Raw genomic sequence first — 14,663 nt, 5'->3', positions numbered from 1 at the left:
ATATTTATGAATTTTTAAGCATAGGTATGAGACATTTGATTTATCTAAAGTACGTGAAAAAGGTATCATGCGACAGCATATGACCATTAATTGAAGCAGAACAAGAAAATGAATAAAAAAGCGTGTTTTTGTGCTGTAAATCGGGGATAATCCCCATTTTTTCTAGTAGAAAAATAAAGATTTTCGTACCATTTTATTGTATGATGTTATGAAGGTGTCAAATTTACGTGTACGAATGGAACGATCAGATGGGAGGATAAGCATGACTGAAACTATGGTAACCGCCAGCAAAAGCCAATCCAACAACCTGCTTCGGCGAGACGTGCGGTTCCTGGGCAATATTCTCGGGGAAGTTCTTGTCCATCAAGGCGGCACGGAGCTTCTAGATATCGTTGAGAAGATTCGGGAAACGAGCAAATCGTTGCGTGCAGAATTTCTGCCAGAACTGTATGCAGAGTTCAAAACGATGATCCAGGAATTAGACTCGGACAATCGTCACCAGGTTATTCGGGCTTTCGCTATTTATTTTCAATTAGTTAATATTGCTGAACAAAACCATCGGATCCGGCGTAAACGGGATTATGAGCGTTCTGCAGGGAACGCGGTGCAGCCAGGATCAATAGAAAAAGCAGTACAGGATCTCAAGGAACGTGGACTGTCTCATACGGAAGTAGAAGAGATTCTGGACGAATTATCGCTGGAACTCGTTATGACAGCTCATCCAACCGAAGCCATGCGTCGGGTTATTCTGGACATCCACAAACGGATATCCGAAGATGTCATGCTACTTGATAATCCTACGCTGACGTTGCGTGAACGTGAACAGTTGCGGGAGAAACTGCTGAATGAGGTTATTACCCTCTGGCAGACGGATGAACTTCGCGACCGCAAACCGACTGTACTCGATGAAGTGCGGAACGGGATGTATTATTTTCATGAAACGTTGTTCCACGTACTTCCGGATGTATATCAGGAGTTGGAACGCTGCCTGAATAAATTTTATCCAGACCATGACTGGCATGTGCCGACGTATTTGCGTTTCGGTTCCTGGATCGGTGGAGACCGGGATGGAAATCCTTCGGTAACTTCAGATGTAACATGGCAGACGCTGTTGATGCAACGCAAGCTCGCTTTGCGTGAATACCAACGGATTATGATTGAACTTATGGGCCATCTCAGCTTCAGCACGAACATCATCCATGTATCGGATGAGCTGGTGCAGTCGATTGAGCAGGACCGTAGTTGTGTTACATTGAAAAAAGTGGATATCTGGCGGAATGAAAAAGAGCCATATCGCATCAAATTGGCTTATATGATTGCCAAGCTGAACAATGTATTAGACGAGAACAAATTAGGTCAACCTGACCGTTATCATAGCGCTCAGGATTTGATTGATGATCTGATGATTATTGATCGAAGTCTGCGCCATCATTTTGCTGATTACGTGGCTGATACGACTATTCGCAAAATGATTCGTCAAGTGGAGTTGTTTGGTTTCCATACCGCAGCATTGGATGTGCGTCAGCACAGTAAGGAACATGAAAATGCGATGTCTGAGATTTTGGCCAAAATGAACATTGTAGAAGATTATGCGCGTCTGACAGAGGACGGTAAAATTGATCTGCTTGCTCGTTTGCTGGATGATCCGCGTCCGCTTACTTCTCCTTATCATCAATACACGGAGGGAACCAAAGAGTGTCTGGATGTCTTCCGTACCATTAAGCGTGCCCAGAACGAGTTCGGGGCCGGCTGTATCACAAGTTACCTGATCAGTATGACGCAGGGAGCAAGTGATTTGCTGGAGGTTATGGTATTTGCGAAGGAAGTGGGCTTATTCACCAAAGGACACAACGGTGAAATTACATCTACACTTCAGGCAGTTCCATTGTTTGAAACGATTGATGATCTACATGCGGCTTCGGATATTATGCAGAAGCTGTTCAACCTTCCTGTATACCGCGCAAGCGTAAGAGGACGCAATGAACTCCATGAAATCATGCTTGGTTATTCAGACAGTAACAAGGATGGCGGAGTGGTTACAGCCAACTGGGAACTGCGCGTAGCAATGAATGCCATCACGGCTGTAGGTAATGAACACGGCGTTAAGCTGAAGTTCTTCCATGGACGCGGCGGAGCTCTTGGACGTGGCGGTATGCCGCTCAACCGTAGTATTCTTGCTCAACCACCGCATACGATTGGTGGAGGTATCAAGATTACGGAGCAGGGAGAGGTCATTTCTTCCCGTTATTCCCTTCAGGGGATTGCATACCGCAGTCTGGAACAGGCAACTTCGGCTCTGATCACAGCAGCACTCAATGGTCTTGAGCCGCAAGAGTCAGCATCCGAGCGCCATTGGGACAGCATCATCAAAGAGATTTCGGAAGTATCCCTGACAAAATATCAGGATCTGATTTTCCGTGATCCGGACTTCTTCACCTTCTTCAAAGAATCAACACCGCTTCCGGAGGTTGGTGAACTGAATATTGGTTCCCGTCCGTCCAAGCGAAAAAATAGCGACAAGTTTGAAGATCTGAGAGCGATCCCTTGGGTATTCGCTTGGACACAAAGTCGTTATCTGCTTCCAGCATGGTATGCGGCAGGAACAGGACTGCAAAGTTACTATCAGGATAAAGAGGAAAATCTGATTGTCCTGAAAGAAATGTATGCAAGCTTCCCATTCTTCCGTACATTAATTGATACGGTACAGATGGCCGTAGCCAAGGCAGATCTGGTGATTGCCAAAGAGTACTCAGCCATGACTTCCAACAAGGAAGCGCGTGATCGCATATACGGTCAGATCGAAGCTGAATTCAAGCTCACAAAAGAGCTGATTCTTAAAATTACCGGAGAAGCTGAAATTCTGGATGATGTACCGGTTATTCAAGAATCCATTCGTCTTCGTAACCCTTATGTGGATCCGTTGTCCTACATGCAAGTTCAACTTCTGAGCGAGCTCAGAGATATGCGCGAACGTGGTGAGGATGATACGGAACTGCTTAGAGAAGTATTGCTGACAATCAACGGCATCGCTGCAGGACTGCGTAATACAGGTTGATTATCAAACTGTTGCAAATGAATGATTATATGAAACAAAGTACCCATTACTTTGTTAACTAAAAGCTCCATTCTCTGCTCTACGGAGTGAGAGATGAAACGGGACTCCTGCTGGAGTTCCCGTTTTTACTGTTTTTGGCAGATATTTGTCATACAGTCTTGATTTTTGACCAAAGTTGATTTACGATTTGATTGGTGAATTACAAGTGTGGACGGGTATCAGAAGACGGAAGACCCATCAGCATGTCTGGGGGAATAAGGGTGGACAATTTGGAGAATAGGCTTGTGAAACTGGTGCTTAAGGGCGACCAGAGAGCCTTCGCAGAAATCGTTGAACTATATAAGGACAAGCTGTTTCATTTGGCATACCGGATGCTGAACAATCGTCATGAAGCTGAAGACGTTGTGCAGGAGACGTTTTTACGTGTGTTTCGTAATATGGAGAAGTACGATCCGAACCAGAAGTTTTCGACCTGGATCTACCGGATTGCGACTAATCTGTGTATTGACCGACTGCGCAGAAAGAAACCTTCATACTCTTTGGATGCTGAACTGAATGATCAGGAAGGATCTGATGGTTATGCGATGCTCCCGAGTGATGATCGTACACCGGAGAGTGAAGCACTTCTGTCAGAAACGCAGACACTCATTCGTGAGGCTATTGACAGTTTGCCAGCCAAGTATAAGTCCGTTATGATTCTGAGATATTTACAGGACTTGTCGCTACAGGAAATCAGTGATGTGACAGGTATGCCCGTAACAACGATCAAGACACGCGTTCATCGGGGCCGTGATTTTCTACGTAAAAAATTGGAGTATAAGTTATAAATGTTAAACGTCTTTAAATCTGGGCGAAATTAATTGAAACATATCCGAAACGGATGCGTATGTAATGTATGCAAGTCTTATGCGTGCTTTTTAAGTGCTCATGGACTAAGTGATTTAAGAAAGGATTGGCTCTCATATGGATTGCAACTCGGCCGTCTCTTTAATGCATGAATGTTTGGATGAGTCGTTGTCCCCGGCCCAGAAGGTTGAACTGAAAAGTCACCTTGTGGTCTGTCCGGATTGTCGCATGCGCTTTAAAGAGTTGGAACAGACGGAAATGCTACTTTTTGCCATGAAACACTATTCACCGTCTGCCTCGGATGAGCTGACCAATCGAATTATGAATGCTCTGCCCCAGCCCAAGAGACAGCAAGCATGGCTCAAATGGGTCAAAGGACATCCCGCGCTGACGGCGGCAGCCTTCTTTTTGGTCGTGATGCTCTTTAGCGCCTTGAATTTCTGGAATCAGAATAACGAAATGGTCGTTAAGGGAAATAATCTGGACCAGATCGTGATTCAGGGTAACACGGTTATTGTTCCTGAAGGTAAGTCAATTGCTGGCGATCTTACGATAGAAAATGGAACTGCACAAGTATATGGTGATGTGAACGGCAATCTGACGGTTATCGACGGACAACTGTTTCAGGCTTCAACGGCGCATATTTCAGGTCAGGTGAAAAGTATTGATCAGGCGCTGGACTGGTTCTGGTACAAAATAACCAATATGGTAAATGAAGTGGCTTATCGCTAGAACAGGGTAAAATCTTCAATGGTATATACCAAGCAGGGTACCTCCAGATTGCATGGGGTACTCTTTTTTTATACGTAAACTTTGTAATTCATGGTAAATGTGATGTTATGTGCAGTTTGTGACTGCCGTAACTTGCAACCTGAACGTTAACGTTATAACCTAGATACTAAAGAGAACATACTACTACATATAGATAAGCATTTTGCAGGAATCCAATGATGCAAAAATGCGGAGACAAAGGATTATATAAAATCCTAATGGGTTAATATGAGATCAGGGTTTACTCATCAATGGGGATAGCGGGGGCTGGCTTATGAATTATTTTGCTGACTTAACGTGGAAAGAGTCCATTAAGGACGTTATCGATATATTGATCGTTACCTATATTATGTACAAACTGATTCTGCTTGTGCGGGGTACGCGTGCGGTTCAGCTCCTAAAAGGGATTCTGTTCCTTGTGTTGATCTGGGCATTAAGTACGTGGCTAAACCTGTATACGCTCAAATGGTTAATGAACCAGATGTTTACGTTTGGTGTCGTTGCGGTGTTCATTATCTTTCAGCCGGAACTGCGTCGTGGTCTGGAGCAATTGGGACGCGGTAAGCTGTTTGGACGTTCAGCGGCAGCAAGTGATGAAGAATTAACGGTGTTAATTGGTGAGATTATTAAGTCTGTTAATTATTTGTCACGGCGTAAAATAGGTGCATTGGTCGTATTTGAACGTGAAACGGGTCTGAACGATTACACGGAATCGGGCATTAAGATGCAATCTCTCGTCAGCTCCGAGCTGATGATTAACATCTTTATTCCAAATACACCACTCCATGATGGAGCCGTCATTATACAGGGAAAACAAATTTCGGCGGCAGCCTGTTATTTGCCATTATCCGAAAATCCGTTTATCAGCAAGGAATTGGGAACACGCCACCGTGCAGCAATCGGGATTACCGAAGTTGCAGATGCGATCTGTTTGGTTGTCTCTGAGGAGACAGGACAGGTGTCGCTGGCGATGAATGGACAGGTCGTTCGTGATATTAAGGAAGAATCGCTGATTGCCAAACTGTATGAGGAGTTGCGCCCTACATCCAATCTGAAAAAGAATGGCTGGACAACCTTCTGGAAACGGAAGGGAGGACGTAACAATGGATAAGTGGTTTAACAACAATAACTTTGCCAAAATACTTGCACTCGCGGTGAGCCTGCTGCTCTGGTTCATGATTCATTTGGATGAAGTACCAACCACCCCTACGATTACGACAGGGACAACCAATAAGGTTGTGGAACGTACGGTGCCTGTTCAACCTTATGGATTAGACAGCAACAGTTATGTGCTTACTTCATTAAGTACGGATGAGGTCCGGCTGGAAATCAAAGGGCAGCGTTCGATGCTAACATCGATTTTTACCAATGACGATTATAAGGTACTGGTCGATCTGAGTCAGGTGAAAGATGGGTCCAATACACTGCCGCTAGTGCCTGATCTGCCTTCCGGGGTAGAAGTGGTCAGCATGGAGCCTTCCATGGTTACCGTGAATGTAGAAAAATTGGGCACCAAATCTTTCAATGTGAATATTGTACCCGAAGGAGAAACATCCGCCGGATACAGTGCTGGGACGCCCGTAATTGAACCTTCAGGTCCGGTTAAGGTAACTCTGCCCGAAGGGCAACTTGAGGCTGTAGCGAAGGTCCAGGGCAGTGTGAGCGTAAAAGATGCCAAGGAAGATGTCATACAGAAAAAAGTGAAGCTTCAGGCATACGATGCTGAGGGCAAGGTCATTGAAAATGCGATTATAACGCCACAAACGGTTGAAGTCCGGGTTCCGGTCAATCAGCCCTATACATCTGTACCCTTAAGAATCAAATATTCGGGACAGTTGCCTGAAGGCCTGGTTCTCTCCACGGTAGAGCCTAGCGTGAAAGAAGTCTCGGTTTATGGATCAGAGGATGCGCTTGCGGGTATACAGTCCTACGACCAAGTAACCCTTGATCTGACGCAGTTTGAGCAGTCAGGTACGTCGACAGTTAACGTGGACTTGACGCCGCCTTCCGGTTTTGAGAAAATCGAGCCTAGTTCGATTCAGATCAAGGTAACCATATCACCATTTGACGAGGCAGAGGAGACGACGAAAGTCTTTCCGAATGTCCCCATCACACTTACGGGTGTGGGGAATGGACTGGAAGGTACGCTGGTTACGCCTCGAAGTGGCGGTCTAAACCTCACACTCACAGGCTCAGCTAGTATGCTTGAGGGTCTGAGTAGTGATGATCTCACGTTGACGGGGGATCTTGCTGGACTTGCGGTCGGAACGCATGAGATCAAGCTTGAAGCCGACTTGCCCCGTTTTGCCAAACTGGAGGAATCATCTAATGCTCTGAGTGCAACGGTCCAAATTAGCGAAAAGGCTGAAGATACAACGACCTCTCCTGGCGAAGAACCGACGGATGAGGGAACGGTAGCACCTGACCCTACACCAGCCGAGGTCGAAAATGGGGAAACTGAGCCTGTTCCTGGTGAAGAAGAGACGGAATCGAATACGGACAATCAGGATCAGGGTCAACAGGGGAGCACAACCAATCGAGGTAATTTAAATAACAATAACAGCGGTAGTGGCAGTAAAAGTGGCTCAAATCCGTAACGTTCTAATTCTAAAATTCTTAAAAAATAATAACAGTGCTCGTATAAGATGCGAATAGAAGGAGTTAAATCATGGGGAAATATTTTGGTACAGACGGTGTAAGAGGGGTTGCCAATAAAGAGCTAACGGCAGAGCTGGCTTACAGCATTGGACGTTGTGGTGGTTACGTGCTTGCAGGTGGTGTGGAAAGACCGAAAGTGGTTATCGGCATGGATACTCGTATCTCGGGATTGATGTTAGAATCCGCACTGGTTGCAGGTCTGTTGTCCATCGGCGCTGATGTGATTCGTCTGGGCGTTGTATCCACTCCGGGAGTGGCATACATTGCACGTTTGTTGAAGGCTGATGCGGGCGTGATGATCTCGGCTTCCCACAATCCGGTTGAGGATAACGGAATCAAGTTCTTTGGCGGAGATGGCTTCAAGCTGTCCGATGAGACAGAGAACCGGATTGAAGAGCTGATGGATGCGGAGACAGATCAATTGCCACGGCCAGTTGGTGGCGGTCTGGGTACCGTAACGACGGATGAGGAATCCCGCTATCGTTACCTCGATTTCCTGAAAACAACTGTAAATGAGTCATTCTCCGGTCTTAAAATTGTTTTGGACTGTGCAAACGGAGCAGCTTATGAGCTGGCACCGAAATTGTTCAGTGAACTTGGTGCAGAAGTCATTGCCATTGGCGCTGAGCCTAACGGCCTGAATATTAATGAGCAATGTGGATCAACTCATCCAGAGAACCTTAAACAGGAAGTGCTCAAACATAAAGCGGATCTGGGTCTTGCTTTTGACGGGGATGCGGATCGTCTGATTGCTATTGATGAGACAGGCGCTGAGGTGGATGGAGACTTCATTCTGTGCATCTGTGGTGATGCGATGAATCGTGCAGGCAAGTTGAAGGACAGTACCGTTGTATCGACCGTTATGAGTAATATTGGATTCTACAAAGCAACGGAGAAACTTGCACTGAAAACAGCTAAAACGGCAGTAGGTGACCGGTATGTGATGGAAGAAATGCGTCGCGGCGGTTACAACCTGGGCGGAGAGCAGTCTGGCCACGTTATTTTCCTTGATTACAATACAACCGGAGACGGTATGCTGACTGCGATTCAACTCGTGGATACACTCAAGGCTTCTGGTAAAAAACTGAGTGAACTAAAAGCGCTGATGACCCAGTACCCACAAGTATTGGTCAATGTGCGTGTTGAAGATAAGAGTAAATACGAGGGCAATTCTGCGATCGAGCAGGCTATTGCTACAGTAGAACAACAACTCGGCGATAATGGACGTGTACTCGTTCGTGCTTCAGGTACTGAATCCCTGATCCGTGTTATGGCGGAAGGACCAGATAAAGAAGAACTTGAACAATTTGTGTCTCAAATCGCAGATGTAGTGCAAAAGGAACTAGTATAGGACTGGAAGATGTAAGAAATAACTTCTGCATACGGTTTTCTTAAGGGAATTGTTGTGTGGTAAAGGGTATAATATAACATGATTTAGGACTTATAGTGCGTGTTCAAAAAGTCTGGTTTTCAGTACCGAGAAGATGGAATGAAGATAGAAATGGAGTAGCGGAGCGTAGGGAAACTACGTGAGCAACGGACATTTCGGCTGAATTTCATATTCGATGCTGATGATGCCGTTAGGCATGATTCGTAATCAAAAGCGGACTTTTTGAATTACCTCTAATGATGGATATTCCTGCGTCCCGGCCTGATGAGACCATGGGTCCGTTTATCCGGTCGGGATTGTGGGTAAATATGCTGAAATTGCCACAGGTACTTTGCTCCATTGCAAAATGGACCTGACGTGCATATAATGAGTGGAGTCGTCATTCAGACACAGAAAGTGAGGAACGTAAGGTTACAGTTACACAAGCGCCAGAGCTTGGAGTTGCGCGGGATGATGTTGATCAGAATTATCTTTAAGTCGAAGAGATGGCTGATTAACACCAACGGCAATCAAGCTGACGAGGTGGAGGTGTTCGGATTGTTCGGCGGGGACCTCCCGGTGAAGCACCAGAGCCGTAAACCGGATTGCGGAAAATGGATAGGTGACTGTCCACACAACGCGCCGGTGCAGGTGCAAGAGTTAAACTAAAATTCAAATGAATGTGCGTGAAGAGCGTAAACAGTACGCGGACGGGAAAATGATGTACATTCATGATTGCATTCATAACAGCTTATGATGACTGCGGGGCGACACGAGGTCGCTCTGATCATTGATAATTGAATAGGTAACAAGTATTCATGAAACGCTAGGCAATCACTCATTTTTCCGATATGCCGCCTCTGCCTGTTTCTCTTCGTTACACAGTATTCATATACAAACGGAGGAAATAAACTATGTGCGGTATTGTTGGATATATTGGTAATAAGAACACTCAATCGGTATTGGTCGAAGGATTGAAGAAACTCGAGTATCGTGGTTATGATTCTGCAGGTATCGCGGTATTCACACCGGAAGGTCTGCAAATCACGAAAGCTCTCGGTCGTCTTGCGAACCTTGAAGCCAAGCTGGATGGTACACCACTGGTAGGTAATGCCGGAATCGGACACACACGTTGGGCAACTCATGGTAAACCATCGGATGAGAACTCCCATCCACACACCGATGGAAGCCAGAAGTTCTCTGTTGTGCATAATGGTATTATTGAGAACTACCTGGATCTGAAGGACGAATTAATGGCTCAAGGTCACACCTTCACTTCCGAGACAGATACTGAGGTTATCTCTCACCTGATTGCACGTGAATACAATGGTGATATCGTTAAAACAGTGCAAAAAGTGATCACGTTGTTGCGTGGCGCATTCGCACTGGGTGTCTTGACAGAGCATGAGCCTGAGAAACTCGTAGCTGTTCGTCAAGCAAGCCCATTGATTATTGGTATTGGTGAAGGCGAGAACTTCATTGGTTCCGACATCCCGGCAATTCTGGAACATACACGTAACGTGTACATTCTGAATGATGGTGAAATGGCTGTATTGACACATGATGCTGTCGAATTGATGACGATTGAAGGCAACTTTATTTCTCGGGAAATGATTCGTGTCGATTGGGATGCTGTAACCGCAGAAAAAGGCGGATTCGAGCACTTCATGCTGAAAGAAATTCATGAGCAACCAAAAGCATACCGTGATACAATGCTGGGTCGCATCGATAATGAAGGCAAAAAGGTTCAACTTCCTGAGTTGAAAATGACAGAAGAACAAATTAAAAATATCCGTAACATTCAAATTATTGCATGTGGTACAGCGTACCATGCAGGTCTGGTTGGACGTACAGTGATTGAGCAATTGGTGCGTATTCCGGTTGAAACAGATGTGGCTTCCGAGTACCGTTACCGTTCCCCAATTGTGCACAAAGATACACTCGTAATTGTAGTGAGTCAATCCGGTGAAACTGCCGATACGCTTGCTGCATTGCGCGAAGCACAATCCAATGGCGCACATGTACTGGCAATCACGAACGTAGTGGGCAGCTCCATTGCACGTGATGCAGATGATGTTATCGCAACATTGGCAGGTCCTGAAATTGCAGTAGCTTCTACCAAAGCGTATACTTCGCAGTTGATCGCGTTCAACTTGCTCGGTCTGTACCTTGCACAAGTTCGTGGTACTCAATCCGCAGAAGAGATTGCACACACGCTGGCAGCGATGCAAGCATTGCCTGAGCAAGTGGAATCCATGTTGGAGCAAGCGGATGCAATCAAAGGATATGCAGAGCAAATCTCCAAACATGAACATCTCTTCTTCATCGGCCGTGGTCTTGACTATGCAGTAGCTCAAGAAGGATCGTTGAAACTGAAAGAGATCTCTTACATTCACTCTGAAGCTTATGCTGCGGGTGAGTTGAAACACGGTACGCTCGCATTGATCGAAGACGGTATCCCTGTTATTGCCCTGGCAACGCAGGAAAACGTACTTGAGAAAACAGTGAGCAACATCAAAGAAGTGAAAGCACGTGGCGCAGATGTATTGGCAATTACGTATGAAGAGCACGTAGCACCATTGCTGAAATCTGTAGACCAAGCGTTTGCGATTCCTAAGACGTTGCCATTGCTTAGTCCGGCTCTGTCTGTAGTTGCATTGCAATTGCTGGCATACTACGCATCTCTGGCACTGGGTCACGATGTGGATAAACCACGTAACCTGGCGAAGAGTGTAACGGTTGAGTAAGGGATTCTGTACAAATTACTTTGTTGTCCGATGACATGGATAACGGGTTGATCAATAGAATCAGTAAACCAATAATGTCTAAACAAAATAATGGTCCTGATGGCTCTAAGTCATCAGGACTTTTTTGATGTTTAAGGAAGGGGGAAACAATGTAAACTGTTGGAGAGAAAATAAGACGCATTCGGAAACTACATAAATAAAACAAACTTGAATTTTCGAAATTAATAGGAGTATCGCAAGGGACTTTGAGCGAATTAGAGCAAAATAAAATCTGAAAATAAGATGTTATTCATAAAGTAGGTACAGAAGTTAAAATAGGTGGTTCTGAATATTAGAACCACCTTATTTGTGTTTGTGCATCGTAAATTGCGGTCATTCATTGAACGAAAATCCACCGGATTTTAAAGTACCTTAGGAAGAGTACCTTTTTGTAATTCTCACATTTGAAATATTTTTCGTGCAGGAATGTTATCGACTTCTAAAAGAAAGCGATTACCATCCGCAATCCGTAAAGCGCCAACTTATCCCCAAGAAGGATGCGGATCAGGCATACGAGATCATTCGAACGATAAAGGAAGATGGCTAAACGTGACTGGCACATCCTTCAGTGACTCACAAAATGGTATGCCAAGAAGCGTCAACGCGCTCGATGGAGGAGCTCATTACTCGAAGTGAAATCATTGTCCGTTCAACTCGGAATCAGAAGGCTATTGTAATCTGCATGCACATGAATGATGAACATCGGAAAGCGTATGAGGGAAAACCTCACGTACGGTTTGATGAGGGGGAGCAGAATTTATCTGCCCTTTACTCTAGCAGAGGCGCAGTGAAGACGGCGGGATAGAAAACTATGCCGGCTGCCATCTGGGCGAACGCTGCGGCCAGCTTCCAGGCAGGCTTCCAGAAATTCGTCAGGTAATCATGTTAAGTTATTGCAAAGCGCAAGGATTCGGAGCACCGGCAGAGAATATCTACAGGAAATATCCCGAATTATCCTGTACTCCGGCTGAATGTCGACACGCGTCGACTCCCTCAATTTATGGAAATTATCCCCGTTTTTTTTCTTCTCTATTCACTTTTTTTTGACAAAATATTAACACATTATGTTCCATAGACCAAATTTAACAAAGGTTTTACTAAATTTAACAAAAATTTTACTATACATTCTTCGAAATTTTGATATAATTCTACCTAGGTCTTATTCCCTATTATTCTAATAAATGGAATTGTAGGGTTTTTTATACCCATCCAAGCTGTGTGCGAGAGACCAGTCTACTGGCTAACCAACAAGCCGGGATGCGGGGACCAACAATTGTGGAAAATGACAGCCTAGAATATGTTGCTCCATGACGTCAGAAGGTTCAGAAAGGAAGGTTCAGAAAGATGGAGCCAACCTTATCCCAATTCCGATGGAGGATGAAGTGAGTGAGCATTTTTGAAAAGCTGGAATCCAACGTAAGATCTTACTGCAGAAGTTTTCCGGTGGTATTCGACCGGGCCAAGGGAGACCTTTTATATTCTGAGGACGGAAGAGCATATATTGATTTCTTTGCAGGTGCCGGGGCACTCAATTACGGCCATAACAACGATTATATTAAAGACCGGGTTCTCGATTACTTGACTTCCGACCGGATTATGCACGGTCTGGATATGTATACAATGGCCAAACGTGAATTCATCCAGAGCTTCTCAGAGCGGATCCTGGAGCCGAAGAAGCTGAATTACAAGCTTCAATTCTGCGGTCCAACAGGGACGAATGCGGTGGAAGCGGCCCTGAAGCTGGCACGCAAGGCGAAGAAGAGAAGTGGAATATTCGCATTCATGGGTGGCTTCCACGGCATGTCGCTCGGCAGTCTGTCGGCGACAAGCTCCAAGTCCATGAGAGAAGGGGCGGGGCTTCCTCTGGACGGAGTTACGTTCATGCCGCACCCGAGCGGGGCTTTTGCAGAAATGGATACGCTCGGCTATATCGAGAATATCCTGACTGATTCGCACTCCGGAATCGATAAGCCGGCCGCGATCCTGCTTGAAACGGTACAAGCCGAAGGAGGAATTCACGTTGTCGACGCGCAGTGGCTACGCGAGCTGCAGCAGCTTTGCCGCAGGCACGATATTCTGCTCATTACAGACGAGATTCAAGTAGGATGCGGCCGGACAGGCGAATTCTTCTCCTTCGAACGTGCGGGGATCGAGCCGGATCTCATTACCCTGTCGAAGTCGATCAGCGGGTACGGCCTGCCAATGTCCCTCCTGCTGCTGAAGCCCGAACTGGATATCTGGACGCCGGGCGAGCACAACGGCACCTTCCGCGGCAACCAGCTGGCTTTTGTGGCCGCGAAGGCTGCTCTCGAGTTCCGGGATAGAACCGAACTGGAAGCTCAGGTGAAGCAGAAGGAAGAGTATGTGCGCTCGTTCCTTGATCAAGAAATCAAGCCTCTGCATCCGTCCATCGCCATCCGCGGACTCGGCCTGATCTGGGGCATTGACGTCTCGGGGTTCATGGATGAAGCCGGGGCGAAGCGGGTGACGGATATCAGCTTCGAGAACGGGCTCATCATTGAAAGAGCCGGCAGAGGAGATTGTGTGCTGAAGATCATGCCTCCGCTTACCGTCTCGATGGAGCATCTGACCGCCGGCTGCGCCATTATCAAGTCCAGTATGCAGCAGGTGATCTCTCAGGAGACCAAGGATTTGTTAGTAACGACCTAAGCTTGGCCAAGCCGATGGCCGCCCCCGGCAAGAGGCATGAAAGTGCCTTCCGGAGGGCGTGCAGACTTGATGTTAAGGTAGCGCTTTCTCCTCATGCTACCTGCGGTAACGTCAATCAGCATGGAAATCTCCGGCAATCCAAGGGCAGTACCGTTCGTGCCATACGGAGCATTCCTTGAGTCTCATGCAGTACCCTCGTTAAATTTAATCGTCAGGAAAAGCTCACTACCCTGCAGCCTAATCTTTACTTATCCACACCAGGGCTGTGGGGGAATAAGCAAATCGTACATAGAGTGTATCAATACCCCTTAAACATAGGCTTCTCAAAGGCAGCTCGGGTGCCAAATCAGGAGGTACGGTCGACTTCCTGCTGGACGGCTGGAACCCTGCGGCAAGCCTTACATCGACAGGAGGAACATTCCTTGTCGTCTATCCCCAAATCCAATTCTGAATCCCATGTTAAACCAAATCCCGTCTTCGGGTGACTCGTCGGCAGCAATCTTATTGA

General features: G+C 46.2%; 9 protein-coding genes. All 9 read left to right on the top strand.

What is annotated here, in order from left to right; genetic code table 11:
- Positions 1 to 262: 262 nt before the first annotated feature.
- The 9 genes from ppc to ectB all read left to right on the top strand — a co-directional run bounded on the left by ppc (position 263) and on the right by ectB (position 14,155).
- Positions 263 to 3,055, top strand: coding sequence for a phosphoenolpyruvate carboxylase (gene ppc / locus AC1S8V_RS26275; protein ID WP_482071377.1), 2,793 nt, complete (start codon positions 263 to 265; stop codon positions 3,053 to 3,055).
- A 260-nt stretch (positions 3,056 to 3,315) separates the two neighbouring features.
- Positions 3,316 to 3,882 carry an RNA polymerase sigma factor SigW gene (sigW, locus tag AC1S8V_RS26270; RefSeq protein ID WP_017692117.1) on the top strand — a complete coding sequence of 189 codons (567 nt, stop codon included), beginning with the start codon at positions 3,316 to 3,318 and terminating at the stop codon, positions 3,880 to 3,882.
- A gap of 136 nt (positions 3,883 to 4,018) precedes the next feature.
- Complete coding sequence (locus tag AC1S8V_RS26265; protein ID WP_482071376.1) at positions 4,019 to 4,633, top strand: zf-HC2 domain-containing protein; 615 nt, start codon at positions 4,019 to 4,021, stop codon at positions 4,631 to 4,633.
- 313 nt (positions 4,634 to 4,946) lie between these two features.
- Positions 4,947 to 5,783 (top strand): diadenylate cyclase CdaA, encoded by an 837-nt coding sequence (cdaA, locus tag AC1S8V_RS26260; protein WP_145325921.1) that lies wholly within the window; start codon positions 4,947 to 4,949, stop codon positions 5,781 to 5,783.
- Positions 5,776 to 7,269 (top strand): CdaR family protein, encoded by a 1,494-nt coding sequence (locus tag AC1S8V_RS26255; protein ID WP_482071375.1) that lies wholly within the window; start codon positions 5,776 to 5,778, stop codon positions 7,267 to 7,269. Before cdaA ends, AC1S8V_RS26255 begins: the two co-directional genes overlap by 8 nt.
- Before the next feature lie 71 nt (positions 7,270 to 7,340).
- Positions 7,341 to 8,681, top strand: a complete 1,341-nt coding sequence (glmM, locus tag AC1S8V_RS26250; RefSeq protein ID WP_482071374.1) for a phosphoglucosamine mutase — start codon at positions 7,341 to 7,343, stop codon at positions 8,679 to 8,681.
- 378 nt (positions 8,682 to 9,059) lie between these two features.
- The gene (locus tag AC1S8V_RS26245) at positions 9,060 to 9,368 is read left to right on the top strand and encodes a hypothetical protein (protein ID WP_482071373.1); all 309 of its coding nucleotides are present in this window, start codon (positions 9,060 to 9,062) and stop codon (positions 9,366 to 9,368) included.
- Positions 9,369 to 9,613: 245 nt separating this feature from the next.
- On the top strand, positions 9,614 to 11,446 hold the full coding sequence (gene glmS / locus AC1S8V_RS26240) for a glutamine--fructose-6-phosphate transaminase (isomerizing) (protein WP_482071372.1): 1,833 nt from the start codon (positions 9,614 to 9,616) through the stop codon (positions 11,444 to 11,446).
- Between the two features lie 1,425 nt (positions 11,447 to 12,871).
- Positions 12,872 to 14,155: a diaminobutyrate--2-oxoglutarate transaminase gene (ectB, locus tag AC1S8V_RS26235; RefSeq protein WP_076217242.1), complete on the top strand. Its 1,284-nt coding sequence runs from the start codon at positions 12,872 to 12,874 to the stop codon at positions 14,153 to 14,155.
- The last annotated feature ends 508 nt before the right edge of the window (positions 14,156 to 14,663 follow it).

This window comes from Paenibacillus sp. B46(2026), from assembly GCF_056786355.1.
Note: the sequence above shows the minus strand (reverse complement) of the source record. Positions and strands in the feature narration are given on the sequence as shown.

Excerpts from the sequence above, each read along its gene's own strand:
- ppc (WP_482071377.1), top strand. The coding sequence starts at position 263 with ATGACTGAAACTATGGTAACCGCCAGCAAAAGCCAATCCAACAACCTG.
- AC1S8V_RS26265 (WP_482071376.1), top strand. The coding sequence starts at position 4,019 with ATGGATTGCAACTCGGCCGTCTCTTTAATGCATGAATGTTTGGATGAG.
- cdaA (WP_145325921.1), top strand. The coding sequence starts at position 4,947 with ATGAATTATTTTGCTGACTTAACGTGGAAAGAGTCCATTAAGGACGTT.
- AC1S8V_RS26255 (WP_482071375.1), top strand. The coding sequence starts at position 5,776 with ATGGATAAGTGGTTTAACAACAATAACTTTGCCAAAATACTTGCACTC.
- glmM (WP_482071374.1), top strand. The coding sequence starts at position 7,341 with ATGGGGAAATATTTTGGTACAGACGGTGTAAGAGGGGTTGCCAATAAA.
- glmS (WP_482071372.1), top strand. The coding sequence starts at position 9,614 with ATGTGCGGTATTGTTGGATATATTGGTAATAAGAACACTCAATCGGTA.